Source organism: Mangrovimonas sp. YM274 (assembly GCF_030908385.1).
Lineage (GTDB): Bacteria > Bacteroidota > Bacteroidia > Flavobacteriales > Flavobacteriaceae > Mangrovimonas_A.
In genome coordinates, this window is record NZ_CP133091.1 from 3,083,271 (window position 1) to 3,099,932 (window position 16,662).

The 16,662-nt window shown below is 37.2% G+C and carries 14 protein-coding genes; 8 read left to right on the forward strand and 6 right to left on the reverse strand.

All coding sequences use genetic code 11. The features are described from left to right. The first annotated feature begins 30 nt into the window (after window positions 1-30). The 6 genes from RBH95_RS13395 to RBH95_RS13420 all read left to right on the forward strand — a co-directional run bounded on the left by RBH95_RS13395 (window position 31) and on the right by RBH95_RS13420 (window position 6,000). Complete coding sequence (locus RBH95_RS13395) at window positions 31-657, forward strand: bifunctional 2-polyprenyl-6-hydroxyphenol methylase/3-demethylubiquinol 3-O-methyltransferase UbiG (protein WP_307900082.1); 627 nt, start codon at window positions 31-33, stop codon at window positions 655-657. Between the two features lie 479 nt (window positions 658-1,136). Then, complete coding sequence (locus tag RBH95_RS13400; protein WP_307900083.1) at window positions 1,137-2,300, forward strand: S9 family peptidase; 1,164 nt, start codon at window positions 1,137-1,139, stop codon at window positions 2,298-2,300. A gap of 135 nt (window positions 2,301-2,435) precedes the next feature. Next, a complete protein-coding gene (locus tag RBH95_RS13405; RefSeq protein WP_307900084.1) occupies window positions 2,436-2,855 on the forward strand; it encodes a hypothetical protein in 420 nt (139 codons plus the stop codon). A gap of 254 nt (window positions 2,856-3,109) precedes the next feature. Further along, window positions 3,110-3,880 (forward strand): NAD(P)-binding domain-containing protein, encoded by a 771-nt coding sequence (locus RBH95_RS13410; protein WP_307900085.1) that lies wholly within the window; start codon window positions 3,110-3,112, stop codon window positions 3,878-3,880. 194 nt (window positions 3,881-4,074) lie between these two features. Next, a complete protein-coding gene (locus RBH95_RS13415) occupies window positions 4,075-5,604 on the forward strand; it encodes a carbon-nitrogen hydrolase family protein (RefSeq protein ID WP_307900086.1) in 1,530 nt (509 codons plus the stop codon). Window positions 5,605-5,628: 24 nt separating this feature from the next. After that, complete coding sequence (locus tag RBH95_RS13420) at window positions 5,629-6,000, forward strand: DUF2200 domain-containing protein (protein WP_307900087.1); 372 nt, start codon at window positions 5,629-5,631, stop codon at window positions 5,998-6,000. An 18-nt stretch (window positions 6,001-6,018) separates the two neighbouring features. On the opposite strand, the gene RBH95_RS13425 is transcribed toward RBH95_RS13420, so the two are convergent. Continuing rightward, entirely contained in the window at window positions 6,019-8,376 is a 2,358-nt protein-coding gene (locus RBH95_RS13425) for a TonB-dependent receptor domain-containing protein (protein ID WP_307900088.1), read from the reverse strand. 254 nt (window positions 8,377-8,630) lie between these two features. Beyond that, entirely contained in the window at window positions 8,631-9,074 is a 444-nt protein-coding gene (locus tag RBH95_RS13430) for a hypothetical protein (protein WP_307900089.1), read from the reverse strand. 251 nt (window positions 9,075-9,325) lie between these two features. Here RBH95_RS13430 and RBH95_RS13435 point away from each other — a divergent pair, with 251 nt between their 5' ends. Beyond that, window positions 9,326-9,814: a thioredoxin fold domain-containing protein gene (locus tag RBH95_RS13435; protein WP_307900090.1), complete on the forward strand. Its 489-nt coding sequence runs from the start codon at window positions 9,326-9,328 to the stop codon at window positions 9,812-9,814. Between the two features lie 446 nt (window positions 9,815-10,260). Here the strand turns inward: RBH95_RS13435 and RBH95_RS13440 are convergent, their stop codons facing one another. Then, on the reverse strand, window positions 10,261-10,437 hold the full coding sequence (locus tag RBH95_RS13440; protein WP_307900091.1) for a histone H1: 177 nt from the start codon (window positions 10,435-10,437) through the stop codon (window positions 10,261-10,263). Between the two features lie 1,052 nt (window positions 10,438-11,489). After that, the gene (locus RBH95_RS13445; protein WP_307902257.1) at window positions 11,490-11,666 is read right to left on the reverse strand and encodes a histone H1; all 177 of its coding nucleotides are present in this window, start codon (window positions 11,664-11,666) and stop codon (window positions 11,490-11,492) included. 132 nt (window positions 11,667-11,798) lie between these two features. On the opposite strand from RBH95_RS13445, the gene RBH95_RS13450 reads away from it, so the two are divergent. Continuing rightward, a complete protein-coding gene (locus tag RBH95_RS13450) occupies window positions 11,799-12,053 on the forward strand; it encodes a hypothetical protein (protein ID WP_307900092.1) in 255 nt (84 codons plus the stop codon). A gap of 375 nt (window positions 12,054-12,428) precedes the next feature. On the opposite strand, the gene RBH95_RS13455 is transcribed toward RBH95_RS13450, so the two are convergent. Continuing rightward, entirely contained in the window at window positions 12,429-13,520 is a 1,092-nt protein-coding gene (locus tag RBH95_RS13455; protein WP_307900093.1) for a tyrosine-protein phosphatase, read from the reverse strand. Window positions 13,521-13,531: 11 nt separating this feature from the next. Next, window positions 13,532-16,489, reverse strand: coding sequence for a TonB-dependent receptor (locus tag RBH95_RS13460; protein WP_307900094.1), 2,958 nt, complete (start codon window positions 16,487-16,489; stop codon window positions 13,532-13,534). Between the last annotated feature and the right edge of the window lie 173 nt (window positions 16,490-16,662).

The window sequence follows — 16,662 nt, forward strand, 5'->3', positions numbered from 1 at the left end:
TAGCATCCATTAAAATTAGGCATATAAACTATGGAAGAGACCTGGCTCAAACAATGGAACGACAGATACAAAGCACCTGCATATGCCTATGGCACCTCACCGAATGAATTTTTAAAAGACCAGATAGAAAAATTACAAACAGGAAAGATTCTTTTTGGCGCGGAAGGCGAAGGCCGAAATGCCGTTTACGCCGCTACGCAAGGTTGGACCGTAGACGCCTTTGATATTAGCATTGAAGGCCAAAAGAAGGCCACACAGCTTGCCCTAAAAAACCATGTTTCCATACAATACCAAGTAGGCCTACTACCTCACTTGGAATATGAAGACGAGCATTTTGATGCCATCGCACTTATTTACGCTCATTTCCCTCCAAATATCCGATCGGAATACCATAAACTACTTGACAGAAAATTAAAAAAGGGCGGCCTCATAATTCTAGAAGCATTCAGCAAAAACCATCTTGCATACAGAACCAAAAACCCAAAAGTTGGCGGACCACCTAACCTAAATGCGCTATTCTCAATTGAAGAACTCCAGTCCGATTTTGACAACTATGAAATTTTGGAACTTACAGAAAAAGAAATTGAACTAAGTGAAGGCCTATACCACAACGGGACAGGTTCTGTAATAAGGTTTATTGGTAGAAAAACATCTTGAATACCTTAAATAATCTCACTTCACAAGTCCAAACTACCCTTATAACTTCTCTATCTAAAATAACCTTCTGTTGAGGCCCTAAAGAAATTATCGCCTGCTCCTTTCAATAAAAACAAGCAAACCCAGCTATACCCCCACAACAAACAGAAAATATCCATAAAAAATAATTGGATGTAGTGCCTCTAAAACTAAACCAATACCAATCACCTGTTGCCATACCATTAGAAACACCCCAAACAAAGCCTCCATTCCTCTCAAATTTAAAAAGTTAGCCTTTTAAGCTATTTAAATTGCATAATATTCACTAATTTAGAAGTAAACATCTACATATCAATAAGATACCGAAAATCAATCGGTGTTCTCTAACCAATATAGATGCGCCTCAAATCAAATGGGTTAAAGCTTTTTGAATCCTTTAATCAACACAACCTACCACCTTATTTCCAAGTCTTAAAGAAACACCTATTCAAAACAACATTATGAAACCACTTATATACCTGACTCTTGTTGTTTTAAGCAACATTTCAGTTTGGGGACAAGAAACCCTATTATGTACTGGCAACTATTGGTCAGAAGATGAAGCCGCAATAATTATGAAAAAATTTGCTTCGGAATGGCACGATTTACCTTCTTGGGAAGCCCGGGCAAACAGAATTAAAGAGGGTATTATTGAAGGGCTACAACTTGAAAAAATGCCAAAGATTACAGGAGATTTCAACCCGATTATAAATGACAGAAAAGAAATGGATGGCTATATTGTGGAAAACATTGCCATTGAAAGCTTTCCCGGATTTTATATCACAGGTAACCTTTACAGACCATTGGAAACTAAAGAAAAGTATGCTGCCATATTAAGTCCTCATGGTCATTTAAAAAACAAACGTTTTACAGTTTATGTTCAAAAACGATGTGCCGTTTTGGCGCGCATGGGAGCTATTGTATTTGCGTACGATATGGTTGGATACGGCGAATGTAAGCAAGTAAAACACAATATTCCTATTGCATTGCTATTGCAAACTTGGAACAGTAAAAGAGTCCTTGACTATTTATTGTCTAGGCCCGATGTAGACCCAGAACGCATTGGAATGACCGGCGGTTCTGGAGGAGGCACACAAACGTTTATTTTAACGGCTATCGATAACCGGATAAAGGTTTCTGCCCCCGTGGTTCAAGTATCAGCTCATTTTTTTGGAGGCTGTATATGCGAAAGCGGCTTGCCAATTCATAAAAGTAGCAACCACCAAACCAACAATGTTGAGATTACAGCACTTTGCGCCCCTAGGCCTCTCCTCTTGGTTTCAGACGGTGATGATTGGACGCGAAATACCCCTAGAGTGGAATATCCATACCTTCAAAAAGTCTACAGTTTATATGGGCAAGATTCTAAAGTGGAGAATACACATTTACCAATGGAAAAACACGATTTTGGCATTTCTAAGCGCGCCGCTGTCTACGATTTTTTCACCCGTCACCTTCAACTGAACAACAATATTGTACCTAATAAAGAAGGACATCAAGAAGATTTCGTCACTGTACTTTCGGAAGATGCCCTTAAAGTATTCGACAAACAACAACCCAAACCCAAAAATATGTTACATGGCAACAAAGCTGTCATAAAATACCTTGGCATCAACCTTAAATAGCAATACATTCTTAAGCATTGCAAACAATATATACCCACCAGATTACCAAACAATGACAACAACCACTCCCCAAAAAACCAAGACTCCTTATAATTTAGTACCTTTAATAGCTACAACCATAAAAGCAAACTTGATTTGGATAAACCACGAAAACCCTCAAAATTATTTTTACGTTTTATAAAGCATGTCAATATTATTAGAGATCATTCTAGACACGACAATGTTTTAATAAACACCTCCCTCTACAAACACTTTGCAGACCCGAATATTGATATTGATTTGGATGCTTTGACAGAGGAATTGGATTTTGCCATTGAATACGGCTATCTATTTCCTGATTTAAGACCGAATTTTGGAGACCATGAAGACAGCTTCCCAGAAGACCCCATTAATATGAAAATACTTGGCAAATCCCTCAAAAAGATTATGGATTTTATGGAGATAGGCGCTCCTGTAGGGTTTATGAAATACTATCAAGATTATTTTAAGGCACCATTCGAAAAAACGAATAAACAGTTTTGGGAGGAGGTTTTTAAAATGAGAATCCTGGATTAATTATTTCCAAGAGCAGTAAACACTAGTCTTCATTCCAACTGAATTCCTAAATCTTAGGCCACATTGCAGGGAATATTATCGGATTTGATCAACAATTAATAGTACCACATAGACCTCACCCCCTACTTTAACAGCAACACATCACGAATAAAACTTAGGAAACGACCAATGCTTTTCTAGACAAGCATACTGCAAAAAATCCCTGTACCTTTACTATCTTGGTTTCCTTATGTGCCAATAAAAAACATACTTAAATGAATCGAAAAATTAGCATATTAGGGTGCGGTTGGCTTGGATTAGCTTTGGCAATCGATCTAATTGACAAAGGATACGAAGTTTATGGTTCTACTACTTCAAATACTAAAATTAAAGAACTTGCAAAAAATGGCATTAAACCATTTCTAATTAACATTAGTGACTCCAACTTAAATATACAGGAGTTTCTAGCGTCCGATGTTTTAATCATCTCTATTACATCAAAGAGCATTGCGGATATTAAAACATTAATAATGAATATTGAAAAATCTAAGATTCAAAAAATCATATTCATCAGTTCAACTTCTGTTTATCCTTTCACAAATAGTATTGTCACAGAAGAGACCGATACATCCAACACCCCTCTTGCCGAAATTGAAAAATTATTTCTTGCCAACTCCTCATTTAAATCTACTATAATCAGGTTTGGTGGGCTCTTCGGCTACAATAGGAAGCCCGGAAACTTCATTAAACCCAACAAGCCGGTTGAAAATCCAGAAGGGTATGTAAACCTAATTCACAGAGATGATTGCATTCAAATAATTGAGCAAATCATTTTAAACGATGTTTGGAATGAAATTTTCAATGCCTGCGCTGATAGCCACCCCAAAAGGCGAGATTTCTACCTCAAAGAAACCAAAAAGGTTGGCAATACTTCAATTGTGTTCAATGAAAACTCAAAGAACGAATACAAAATCGTTAGTAGCCAAAAACTAAAAAACTTATTAAATCATAAATTCAAATATGCCGATTTAATGCATTATGAGTAAACCAGTATACTCCACAACTGAACGATGGACATTACAGACGTACTAAACAGCTCATACTAAATGAACCAAACAGAGGGCATGTAGTCCTTATCAAACATTCCCATCCAAGATGTTTTCAGTATTATTAAACTAACACCAAGAGTAATACGGCAATTTTACACTACATTTGAAGGAAGCCACAATTAATAATAGAAATGGAACTAAGCGACATAGAGAAAATTGAACTTTTATACCTCCAAATGGAGGATTATTTAGAGATCAAAGACGTCATGCAATCTGCATACACCTCCATGCCAGACATTTACTGGAGAGAAAATCATATTGACACATTACTTAAAAAGTTTCCCGAGGGACAGGTGGTCATTAAGGTAAATGGCCAAATTGCAGGATGTGCATTATCCATAATAGTAGATTATGACAGCCATGACGACAACCATTCTTACAAACAAATAACCGCAAATTACACCTTCGATTCTCACACTTATGATGGTGATATCTTATATGGTATAGACGTGTTTATAAAACCTGAATACAGAGGCTTAAGACTAGGAAGAAGACTCTACGATTACAGGAAGGAATTATGCGAAAAATTAAATCTTAAAGGAATTGCCTTTGGAGGAAGAATTCCAAACTACCACAAGTACTCCAACGAACTGACTCCAAAGGAATACATAGAAAAAGTAAGAAGAAAAGAAATTCACGACCCTGTACTGAATTTTCAAATTTCCAACGACTTCCACCCTGCCCGAATTCTAAAAGGGTATTTGGAAGGAGACCAAGCTTCTATGGAGTTTGCCGTGCTCCTTGAATGGGACAATATCTACTATGAAAAGCCTACAAAAAAAGCAGAAGTCAAGAAAACCGTTGTCCGGTTAGGATTAATACAATGGCAAATGAGACCATACAAGGATATTGATTCTTTGCTCCAACAAGTAGAATATTTCGTTGATGCTGTATCTGGCTACAGATCGGATTTTGCTTTATTCCCTGAATTTTTCAATGCCCCTTTAATGGCGCAATACAATCACTTAAGTGAGCCTGAGGCCATCCGGGAATTGGCGAAATACACCGATGAGATTGTGCAAAAATTCTCAAATTTATCCATAACCTATAATATCAATATCATTGCCGGAAGTATGCCAGAAATGAGAAACGGCAAACTCTTCAATGTTGGATATCTGTGCAAAAGAGATGGTACCATAGAACCCTACGAAAAAATCCATGTCACCCCAGACGAAGCTAAAGTATGGGGAATGCAAGGAGGGCATGAAGTAAAAGTTTTTGATACCGATTGTGGTAAAATTGGAATTTTGATATGTTATGATTCTGAGTTCCCCGAACTAAGCAGGCTTCTTGCCGATGATGGCATGGACATATTGTTTGTTCCATTTTTAACCGATACCCAAAACGGGTATTCCAGAGTAAGACACTGTGCACAAGCAAGGGCAATAGAAAATGAATGTTATGTGGCCATTGCGGGAAGCGTTGGCAATTTGCCAAATGTGCACAATATGGATATTCAGTTTGCCCAGTCAATGGTATTTACACCTTGTGATTTTTCATTTCCTACCAATGGCATAAAAGCCGAAGCAACCCCCAACACCGAAATGATTTTAATTGCTGACGTGGATATTGATTTGCTTAGGGAGTTAAATGAATTTGGAAGTGTACGAAACCTTAAGGACCGAAGAAGGGATGTGTTTGAATTAAAAAGAAAACGCTGAGAATCATTAAAAACTAAATATACAATGAAGGTTACAGCCGAAAAAAATGAAAAAGTTGCCAAAATGATTTTTGCCTCTGTCTACCCCCATTATGTAAACAAAGTGGAGAAAAAAGGCAGAACAAAAGAGGACCTTCACAAAGTAATCGAATGGCTAACCGGATTCAACGAAGACAAATTGCAAGAGCTTATCGATGAAAAGGTAACATTTGAAACGTTTTTTCAAAAAGCAAAATTACATCCAAATGCTCATCTCATTAAAGGCGTGATTTGTGGTTACCGTATAGAAGAAATCGACTTTGATCTGTATAGACAGGCACGGTACCTAGATAAATTAGTTGATGAATTGGCAAAAGGCCGTAAAATGGAAAAGATTTTACGAGAGGAAAAGCAATAGGCAAGTACCTTTATACCGTCACCTTCTTCTCCCCGAGTAGGTCATAGCTTCACCTTTACCAAAGCCATAGCTGACACCAAAAGTAACAAAACGACCACGCAAACTATAATTGTAAGATTCAAATGAAGTTTGATAGACATAACGCTCCTGTATTCTTGAAGCAAACACATCCCGAACCCCTAAATTTGCGACAATTTTTCCCTTGAATATTTTTTTCCGAAGCCCTAAATCCATAAAAGCAAAACCACTTTGTTCTCCTTGAACGGTTTGATACCCTGATTGATAGTTTCCAGTTAATTCCAAATCAAAATCAGCTGGCAAGCCAATTTTTGTCCCTAACCGAGAGGACCACTGATTCCCCGTAAAATCAAAAACTTGGTCTTCGAAAGCTCCTTTGCGTTCAAAATAGTTGAAATTAAAATCACCTGTTATGGTTAGCCATTTAGCAGGACTGTATTTGCCATTGGTTTCAAAACCAACAGTTGCGTTGGTGCCTATATTTTGAGGAGTAGTAAAGGTTACATTATCCTCAAAAGTAGAAACGCGCTCCACCACATCAGTTGTATAGCGGTAGTAAAGGCTAGAGCTTAACGAGGCTTTTCCTATTTTATAAATACTCGTCAGTTCATAAGAATCTGTGAATTCCGGCTGCAGGTCAGGATTTCCTGCGTAGATATTAAAATTGTTTCTGATGTTGAAAAAAGGATTTAAGTCCCATAAACGAGGTCTAAAAATTCGTTTTGAATACCCACCTTGCAGCGAAAAGTTTTCACTGAATTTGTATGAGCTATGGAATGTTGGAAACAAATTGGTGAAATTTTTCGAATTGCTTTCATTTGTGTTGGTCAATAAGGTATTAAGGTCTGTATTCTCAACCCTCAAACCAACCTTCACTCCCCATGTATCATTTTCATAGGCTCCAGTAGCATACACCCCCAACACATTTTGGTTCCATTCAAAATTATTGGTCAAGTCCTCGTTAGTTACATAGCCATCGTTTACAAAATCAAACACTTCAAAATCATTACCCACATCATTAATAACGTATTGAGCACCGGTTTCTATGGTTAACACTTTTGAAATAGGATTTACATAATCTGCCTTAAACGTATAATCTGCCTGTTGAAAATTGGTTGTAGTGCGTTGGTTACTATCTACATTATCGCCTTCAAGCGTTGTATCTGTAAATTTTGAGGATTGATCTTTTCCAAAGAAACTCCCCAAAGCACTCAACTGAAAGGTATGGTCTTCATTATTTTCGAAGGTTTTTTTCCAATTAAACTCGTACTGCCATTTTGGATTTGTTGCATCGGTAGTTTCATTTCTTACCCATCTTGAAATTAAATTATCTCCATTAAAATGTCTATAATTTGTTTTGGAGGGCTGGTCTTCAATTTCATAGGCAAAATTCCCTGAAAGAGTAAGCACATTGTATTCATTTATATGATAGTCTGTACCCAAAGTAATATTGAAAAACGTTTCATTTCTATAATCCTCTCCATAGCTGTAAATAGTTTCATTACTGGCTAAGTTTCTATTGTCAGCTTCGGTATCTCTTGGTAGCGACCGGTAACCTGCCCCAAACTGAGAGAACAAGTTAAATTTCTCTGTCCTACGATTTATACTTCCACCAACGCTATGGTTATCGGGCACTCCCGTATTGGCCGAAATAGACCCATTCCATCCCTTTTTCTCCTCCTTTTTCAGAATAATATTCAATATTCCTGTTGTTCCTGATGCTTCGTATTTTGCTGATGGATTGGTAATAACCTCTATGCTTTCTATCATGTCTGCAGTTATGGTCCCCAATGCATTTCCTGACTGGTCTGCAAGCACAGACGGTTTTCCATTGATTAATATTTGCACCCCACTGCTGCCACGCAGGGTTACTTCGCCTTCAATATTTACATTTACAGAAGGGACATTGTTCAATACTTCCAAAGCACTTACACCTGTACTACTTATATCCGAACCTACATTAAAAATTCGTTTGTCCAATTTAAAAACAGTCTTGGACACTTCGCCTTTCACCACTACTTCATCCAATTGTTCAGCGTCTTCCTGTAAGAAGATAATTCCTAAATCTATTTGATTGTTTAAAACCTTAAATTCAGAGATGGAAACGGGAAAGTACCCCATAAACGACACTTCAAATACTACGTTTGGCGAATCTATTACCATTTCAAACAGACCATTTTCATCACTTGTTGTTCCCGAGATTAAAGTTTGTGATTCCAGAGACTTTACGGCGACTGTTGCATAGGGAACAGGTTGTTGTGTGTTGGATTCAAGAATACTGCCCTTAACCTTTAATTGTTGGGCTTGAATTCCTGAAACAACAAATATGAACAAGCTTAAAAGCTGAATAAATTTCATGTTGTATTTAATCAAAATTACAATAACGCAAAATTCCAAAATATAAAATTAGTATTCCCTTTTTTCTTTAAACAATTGAACTATCCCTGGAAATAAATAAAATAGATAAAATTTGCCAATTGGATATTTTCATACTTTTGAGCATGTTTAATCACGCCGTAACAAACTATTTGGCATAGTTTAAGATGAAGTGAATGGATAAATAATCTTACACAAATAAAGGACAACAACTTTAAAAACAGGGCAATCTAAGACTAAAGTTCTTTTTTCAAAAAGGTAGACCTAATCAAACCTAATGCAGCACCACCAAAGCCGTAAGTAGTGATAACAAAACTCATTCTTATGCTATAGTGCGCAATTAAGTTCCCCGTGGATTCTGGCAAAAACACTTCAGAACGAGGATCCAAAGTCGGTATCATGGCAAAGGCTAAAAAAATACTTGAATTGGTAAAGGCACCTATTACCATGGCCCATTGTACATGCCAAGCAAGAGATAGTCTTGCTGCTGACACCCCTAATATCAAGGCTGTCATTAATAAAAAATCTATATGTCCCTGTAATACCCGCTGTGGATCGCCAGGAAATATGGATCGTACTAAAGGTACGTCTGTATAAACTCCTATCAGGGACCAAGCCAAAAGTAATCCAATAAGAAGGTAGATACCTGAGGCTCGTAATAATAACTTGTTATGTTTCATATTTCATTTGGTTGATTTCACTTGTCTTTTATATCATCGTTGAAAGAGACAATTAAAATATTTAATCACTCCATCTGAATCAACAAGTACATATCGATTAAAGTTAATCAAATTTAAACGGACACAAAAAAGACCTCCATGGTAGGAACTGTTTTTATTTTGTTTCCCCGCCTGTATTCCTACTCTCTCGGAAAATCATTCACAAGTAAAAGTCACTTTTAATAGCTATCTTTAAACAATTAATATGCACCATGTCTAAAACAAATGCGCAACTCGTAAATTCATTGACCAATTCCCCAAAGACTACAAAAACTAAGTCACATCCATTTTGGAGGTTGTTTTGGCTCACGTTCCTTGTAGTTTCACTTGCTTATGCATGGTATTCATTTTACGTCCCTTCCAATGACGTGGCCTGGGCGGACAATATGGTCTCGGCAAAGGAACTTGTCAACGATTCGGATAAAAACATGATGCTATTTTTTACTGGGGATTGGTGCGTGCCTTGCCGAATTATGAAGCGTGAAGTTTTTGCTGACAAGGAAGTCTCAAAGGCCATCAATTCGCAAGTTGTCCCAGTAATAATTAATGTGGATGATCCTAATGTGGAAGAGCTCATAAAGCACTATAAAGTTGGCACAACACCAATAACAATTTTTACCAATCCTCAAGGAGAAGTACTGGATTATGCGGTTGGAAAGATTGGAAAGACAGAATTTTTGGAAATGCTTAAAAATTTATAGAAAGTTACCTACTAATTATGTTTAGCTCTGTCTAAAGATAAATTACCTCATTTGAACGTATAGACCTTTGGGTTGGAAAAAGTCTTTTGGTGGTAATGCGGTTGTTTGAAATAGGGCCGCAAGTTCTCATCAGCTAATTTCACATTAAACTCCTTTTCCCAATATTCAGGCTCATGCCAAATGCTTGTATGGAAACACACGAACTAAATTTTGATACTGAATGTACCAATTAATTTTTACATATGAAGACGTTCGCTCTCCCTCTCCCCTTACTAGACTTTCACCCTAGCTAGGTTTGAGGGCATCTAGAAAATTGTTTTGTACTTTCAATTCTGATGAGCTTTACGAATAATCCAATAGGTGTATCTAAAAAAAAGGCGACTCCCATTGGTGTCGCCTTTTTTATTTTGGTTTACTTAAAGGAAACCTATAACTCAAAAGGATCCTTATTGCTTAGAAGCTTCTAAAGACACTTTACGGAATTCCTTCATTAGTTTGGTCATTTCCAAAGTTGCTTTACGCGCTCTTGTTCCTGCTGCTTTGTTTCCATTTTCCAATTGCGCTGTTGCATCAGATGAAAACGCTTCGAATTGTGCATTGATTTGTTCTAAAAGTTCTTTCATAGATTCAAGGTTTAAAATTAATTCTGGCGAAAATAGCATATTAAAGGCTATATACAAGAGATAAATTACCCAATTTCAACGTATAGACCTTTGGGTTGTAAAAAGCGTTTGGTTGGCAAATTATACGCATTGTTGACAAGGTCCGAAAAATTAGACATAAAAAAAACGGATTGGTTACGCCAATCCGTTTGTTTATCTAGCCTTAGGCTTAGTAGCGAGAACTGGACTCGAACCAGTGAGCTTCGGGTTATGAGTTCGAAACCAAAAATTCAAAACCCCATTTTACAAGGGATTCAAGCCTCCTAATTTATAAAATCGTATTCGTTTTCGTATTCGAAACGTATTCAGTTTGATGTCTGATTAGACTTAATTTTTCTTACTCAAATATAAAAGATTTTTTATACCTACTCCCCACTGAAACAAATAAAAATTTCAGCACAAAAATTCATGGTTTACAACTTCAAATCCACCTATGAAATACATCAATCAAATCTTGTTTGTTGCACTTTGCATTTTTAATTTTCATGCCACTACTCTCCAACTTTTTACAGTAATTGCAATAAAACGAATTAGCCTATCGATTCTAGCTTGTTTATGACCTTTTTTGTTGTCGTCATAACAACATTCTATTTAAAACAACTCAATTACACGTAAAACAAACGTTTATTTGATGCATAATTGCAAACCAAATGTTATTCCTAACATAAACCAGGAACCTCTAATCAATTTACCATCCTAGAAAGCCATTTACTCTAATATTAAATATATTCACTAATTCCAATATTTCTCATTAAAAGACCTTTATAACAAAATGAAGGAATGTTTTAAACACAACTCCAACTGCCCTTACGGTACATTCACCCTAGTCATGATTGGAAATGTTTAGCTGTATTATTGACGGGATTGTTTTGTACTTTTTATTGTGACGAAATCACAGGTAATTCAAAAGGTATATCGCACAAAAAATCGGCTCCTATTGAGCCGATTTTTAATATTTGTTCTTACTTAACTTTATTGTAATTACAGTAAAATTTTAAATTGAAAAGGATGTCTTATTGCTTAGAAGCTTCCAAAGACACTTTACGAAATTCCTTCATTAATTTGGTCATTTCCAAAGTCGCTTTACGGGCTCTTGTGCCAGCGGCTTTGTTTCCGTTTTCCAATTGTGCTGTGGCATCTGTTGAAAATGCTTCGAATTGTGCGCTGATTTGTTCTAAAAGTTCCTTTATGGATTCAAGACTTAAAATTAACTCTGGAAAAATAGGACATTAAACTCACTAAACAAGAGATAAATTTGTCCAGTATAAAAGGTTTCAATGTTAATTTAACGTATCTTACAAGTTAATTACAACTTAACAGACTTGAGCATTGTGGATATGGATGAGCACTACCTATTTGAAAAACTCATTCCGGAGCTCTCTTACTATAGGGAAACCGATAAACTGGAATACATAGCCGATAAAAGTTCGGAAGATTATAAATGCTATCGCTTTACCTATTGGACACAAGATAAAGAACTGGTCTCTTTATTGGTTGAATTCGACCTAAAACGTCAAAAGGTATCCTTTGGCCCGTGGGGAAGTAGTACTATGGAAACCCATAAACTGGATCTGTGAAGATATTCAATTATGACCCATCATCTATAGAATGAAAACCTTCCCAAGCAATAATAATCTCATCTCTAAGCTTACTCTATTTTTAGCCCGTTAATTACTCAACTAGATGTAGATTCTTATTAAAAAAAAGGGTTGGATGTAAATCCAATCCTTTTCAAACTGAAAAACATTCTACAAGTTAGCTTAGTGGCCGATTGTATTAACACTCAAAAAAGCGCTCTAAAACCAACGCAAACATAGCTCTAATTTAAATATACCAATGTTATTATATTGTTTTGCTTTGGTAAATTTCAGATTGAATATAACATTATTCATTGTAAAAAAAGAGTCATGGCACAATGCCATGACCCTTCAAAAACTAATTCAAATTACAAACTACTCCAAAAACTTGCCCCTTAATTGTGCCTGTACCGAAGAATCCACACCTATCTCCCTTAAATAGTTATCAAAAGAGCCATATTTCTTCTGGATCTCATCAAACCCCTTTTGCAGCCATTGGGCCTTTACCCCCATCATTGGTCGTAATACCCTTTGGTCTATACCATAGTATTTGGCGGCTTTTTCTACCATCTCCTCATTGTATTCATATCTAAAATAATTGGACAACACATACTCGTCAATTACGGTTTGCTCATCTACGCCCAAAGCCCTTAAAATAAAAGCCGAAGAAAACCCAGTTCTATCCTTTCCTGCTGTACAATGATATAACAAAGGGGTACGCTCTGCGTTTTCATCCAACAATTCTTCAAATAGAATTTTAAAATTATTGGTGCTATTTACAAATTGAACAGACGCTGCCTCCATTAATTCGTCGGCGTTAAAGGTTTCTGGATCTGCCTCTTGAATGATCTTCATCATTTCCTTCATTTTACCTTGCTTGCCCATATCGCCAATTGGCAAATGTTTCCACACTACATTGGCAGGGTACATATCTGGCTTTTCCGCTATTTCTTCATCCGATCGTAAGTCCAAAATAGTTTTCAATCCCAATTCCTGCAAATAGGCCAAATCTTCTTTCGATAATTCAGCAATTTCTCCAGATCTATAAATCAAGCCCCATTTGGTATGTTTGCCGTCTAAGGTTGGAATGCCTCCCAAATCCCTAAAGTTATAGGCCTTTTTCAGGTTGATTTCACGCTCCGAAAAGTATAAGGTATCCGCACCGGTAACTGCAGCAAAAAATAAGCGTTTGTTAGGGGTTTCATTTTTTACGACCACAGAGGGCTTGCCTTCAGACAGCGAGGCTATTTCATCCCAATTGATGGCATTGGCACTAGTTCCTTTATAAATCGTCCAATTGCCGGTACTGTTCAGTTTTAATTCATAATCATTGTTGTCTAAACGTTGTACATAAATCGTCTCGTTTAGCGTGTAAGGTGGCTGTTCAGATTTTTGGTAATCGGCACAAGAACTGGCCACTACCATGGCCGCTAGTGCCATTGTGTTTTTATATATTCTGAATGTCATTTTAATTTCTTTTAAAAGATGTTATAATTAATACCAAACATACCTCTTAATGAATAGTACTCTGTTTGTTCTGGTCTGTCTGCTGTTCCTTGGTAATATCTTAACGGCTCGTTGGTCAAGTTGTTCAGCTCTAAATAGAATCGAAGCTTTGAGTTCAACCTGTAAGAAGTAGACAAATCCACGGTAAAGTTTTTGTCGTACCATCTGTAATTCTCAGTATTCCCTTGAACAACGGCCAAAGATTCGCCCTTATAATTTCCAGCAAGCCTCACAGTCAACCCTCCTTTTTCATAAAATAAGGCTGTGTTGAAGATATGCTTGGACTGGTTTGGGATCTTTTCTGTTGTTGTAGACACCATAATCTCTCCCGTAGACTGATCTACATCATATTGAGGCACATCCATTTCAGAATCTGCAAAGGTATAATTGGCCTCTACACCAAACCCGCTCAAGAACCCTGGCAAGAAGGTTAAACGTTTTGAAATCCCCAGCTCAAAACCTGCCAACCAGCCCTGTTCTGAGTTATTGGGCTGTGTTACTTGATACAGTTCCCCATCGATAGTTTCATAACTTCTCGCGGAATAAATCAAGTTTTCCAAAGATTTGTAAAATACACCTCCAGATACCAAACCTACGTCCTTAAAGAAGTATTCTCCCATAAAATCAAAGTTGTTGGAATAGGTAGGTTCCAGCTTAATGTTTCCTCTACTAATTGTATTTGGTATAGATAACAAACTAACGGTTTCGGTTGGATTTAAATCTGAAAAGTTGGCTCTTGCAAAAGTTCTGGTATAGGCCAATTTTAAATTTAAATTATCTTTTGGCATATACTTTAAATGCACCATAGGCAACAAGGAACCAAAATCGTTAGAATTTTCAATTTCACTAATAATAGGACCATCCTCGGTGGTGGTTACCGCATGCCCTTTGTATTTTAAGTAGGTATGCTCATAACGCGCCCCTGCCATTAATTTCAGCTTATCGCTCAAACTAATGTCCCCCATAACATAAGCCGCTGCCACATCTTCATTACCTGTATAGAAGGCGCCTGCAGACGAAGGATTTTCTTTATTGAAGTTAATATGGTAATACATCGGGTTAGCCAAGGTTTCTGTGTTGAATAAGGTTGGTAATTCCTCTTTTTTGATTGGGTCCAACAACACATTGTCATAAGGATTTCCTATTTCTGACAAATAACCGCCATTGTATGGAAATCCAGTTGTAGCATAGTCCGTCATATAAATAGGTGCTCCATAATTACCTCCCAAATATAAATAGTAGCTATAAGGAGCCCCGCGCTCTAATTTCATGGTCTTGTATTTTCCTCCAGCTTTCAGCTTTACCTTTTCTGAAGGCTGGTAAGTAAAATCCAATTGCCCCGTATAATCGGTTTCCTTACTATAAGATTTATATGCCAATTGATTATCCAACTGAAGCTGTCCACCTTCTACGGTACTTGATAAATAAGGCTGGATATTATCATAATGGTCCCCATTGTATCCTGCTGGAGCATCGATATCTAAAAACTTATAGCCGTCACTAGTTAAATTGTTATACGTAACTGGTGTAGAAAACGTTGCCATTAAATAGGCTGGCTCTCCTGTGTTTCCGGAGTTAGGCAACTTTCTATTTCCCATTTCGGCATCATAGGTAGAGGCTTTCCAATCTATATTGAATTTCCCGTTGGCAAACTTATGGTTACCTCCCATTTCAGTCCCAAATAAGGTAATTCCTGTAATTCCATGTCTTACCCTTAAGGACATCTCTCCTTCGGTGTTTAGGGTCTCCCCATCCTGGGTTGGAAAAGCAAACGTGTGTTCTACGGCAGACTCTTCGTCTTTGAAATCGGTATACAAGCCTCTTACAAATATTTTGGTATTGTCGTTAGGTTTGTATTCCATACCGGCATTAAAGCCTGCAGTAGTTCTTTTTCCCAAATAATCGCGCAACTGTAAATTGTTGATGGAAAAGTTTTCATTGTACACCACCTCGTAGTTATCGGTCCCCCAATTACGGTTCCAATAAGTTCCAGAAACCATAAAGCCAATTTTCCCATCGGCTACACGGTCACCATATACGATAGAGGCATTTTGAACTGGCTTTTCTGCCTGAAAGTTTTGCCCATAACCTAAATTGACGCTCAAAGTCTTTTTATTAGGAGCGGTTCTGGTAATAAAGTTTACAGACCCACCAATGGCATCTCCTTCCATATCTGGGGTGATGGCCTTGGAAAGCTCCACAAATTCAATCATTTCAGATGGAAACACATCCAAAGGGGCTGTTCTTGTACCTCCCGTATTATCAGAAGTTCCTTCGGTGCTAGGCATTCTGCTGCCATTCATTAAAGTAGAGTTCCAAGCAATTGGTGTTCCCCTTACAATAACATAACGTCCTTCTCCGTGGTCTCTTTCAATGGAAACTCCTTGCATTCTTTGCACTGCTTCTGCTGCATTTCGATCTGGTAACTTTCCAATCACATCAGAGGCCATTACCTCCATAATAGCAATGGATTGCTTTTTGATGTTCAACGCCTTTTGTTGAGATGATTTATAACCACCCTTAATGACGACTTCCTCCAAAGCTTCAGACCCTGCAGATAAAGTAATGGTCCCTAAATTCAACTGTTCTCTTTTAGTAACTTCTACCGCTACTTCCTTGGTATCATAGCCTATATAGGAAATGACCAATACATGACTGCCCGGCTGTACATTTACCAGACTAAAATGTCCGTCGAAATTTGAAGTGGTTCCATTATTGGTTCCTTTAATAACAATATTTGCTCCTGGCAATGGTCCTAGTTCATCGGTTACCGTACCAATAATTTCTGCGGTTTCCCCAAGTTCATCGGGACTGGAGAAAGCACTTGAAATGCCTATGGTCATTTCTGAAGTTTGCGCTATGGTATCTGTACCCATAAATAATACCGATAGCAGCCATACATAGTTTAATAATCGTAAAGTTGTTTTCATTTTTTGTGATTAATTTTTGGCAAATATCACGAGCTAATGTTTCTGAAAGGATTGAACCGTGCGAGGCGGACGTTGTAAAGGTTCAACTCGTGTGACGCGGACAAAAAACACAACAAATACCACTAAAAAACAGATGATTACAAAAGTTTAACAAATAGCCACCTAATGATTAA

Coding starts and splice junctions, on each gene's coding strand:
- RBH95_RS13440 (WP_307900091.1), bottom strand. CDS start 10,437: ATGAAAGAACTTTTAGAACAAATCAATGCACAATTCGAAGCGTTTTCA.
- RBH95_RS13430 (WP_307900089.1), bottom strand. CDS start 9,074: ATGAAACATAACAAGTTATTATTACGAGCCTCAGGTATCTACCTTCTT.
- RBH95_RS13425 (WP_307900088.1), bottom strand. CDS start 8,376: ATGAAATTTATTCAGCTTTTAAGCTTGTTCATATTTGTTGTTTCAGGA.
- RBH95_RS13415 (WP_307900086.1), top strand. CDS start 4,075: ATGGAACTAAGCGACATAGAGAAAATTGAACTTTTATACCTCCAAATG.
- RBH95_RS13410 (WP_307900085.1), top strand. CDS start 3,110: ATGAATCGAAAAATTAGCATATTAGGGTGCGGTTGGCTTGGATTAGCT.
- RBH95_RS13435 (WP_307900090.1), top strand. CDS start 9,326: ATGTCTAAAACAAATGCGCAACTCGTAAATTCATTGACCAATTCCCCA.
- RBH95_RS13455 (WP_307900093.1), bottom strand. CDS start 13,520: ATGACATTCAGAATATATAAAAACACAATGGCACTAGCGGCCATGGTA.
- RBH95_RS13400 (WP_307900083.1), top strand. CDS start 1,137: ATGAAACCACTTATATACCTGACTCTTGTTGTTTTAAGCAACATTTCA.
- RBH95_RS13420 (WP_307900087.1), top strand. CDS start 5,629: ATGAAGGTTACAGCCGAAAAAAATGAAAAAGTTGCCAAAATGATTTTT.
- RBH95_RS13395 (WP_307900082.1), top strand. CDS start 31: ATGGAAGAGACCTGGCTCAAACAATGGAACGACAGATACAAAGCACCT.
- RBH95_RS13460 (WP_307900094.1), bottom strand. CDS start 16,489: ATGAAAACAACTTTACGATTATTAAACTATGTATGGCTGCTATCGGTA.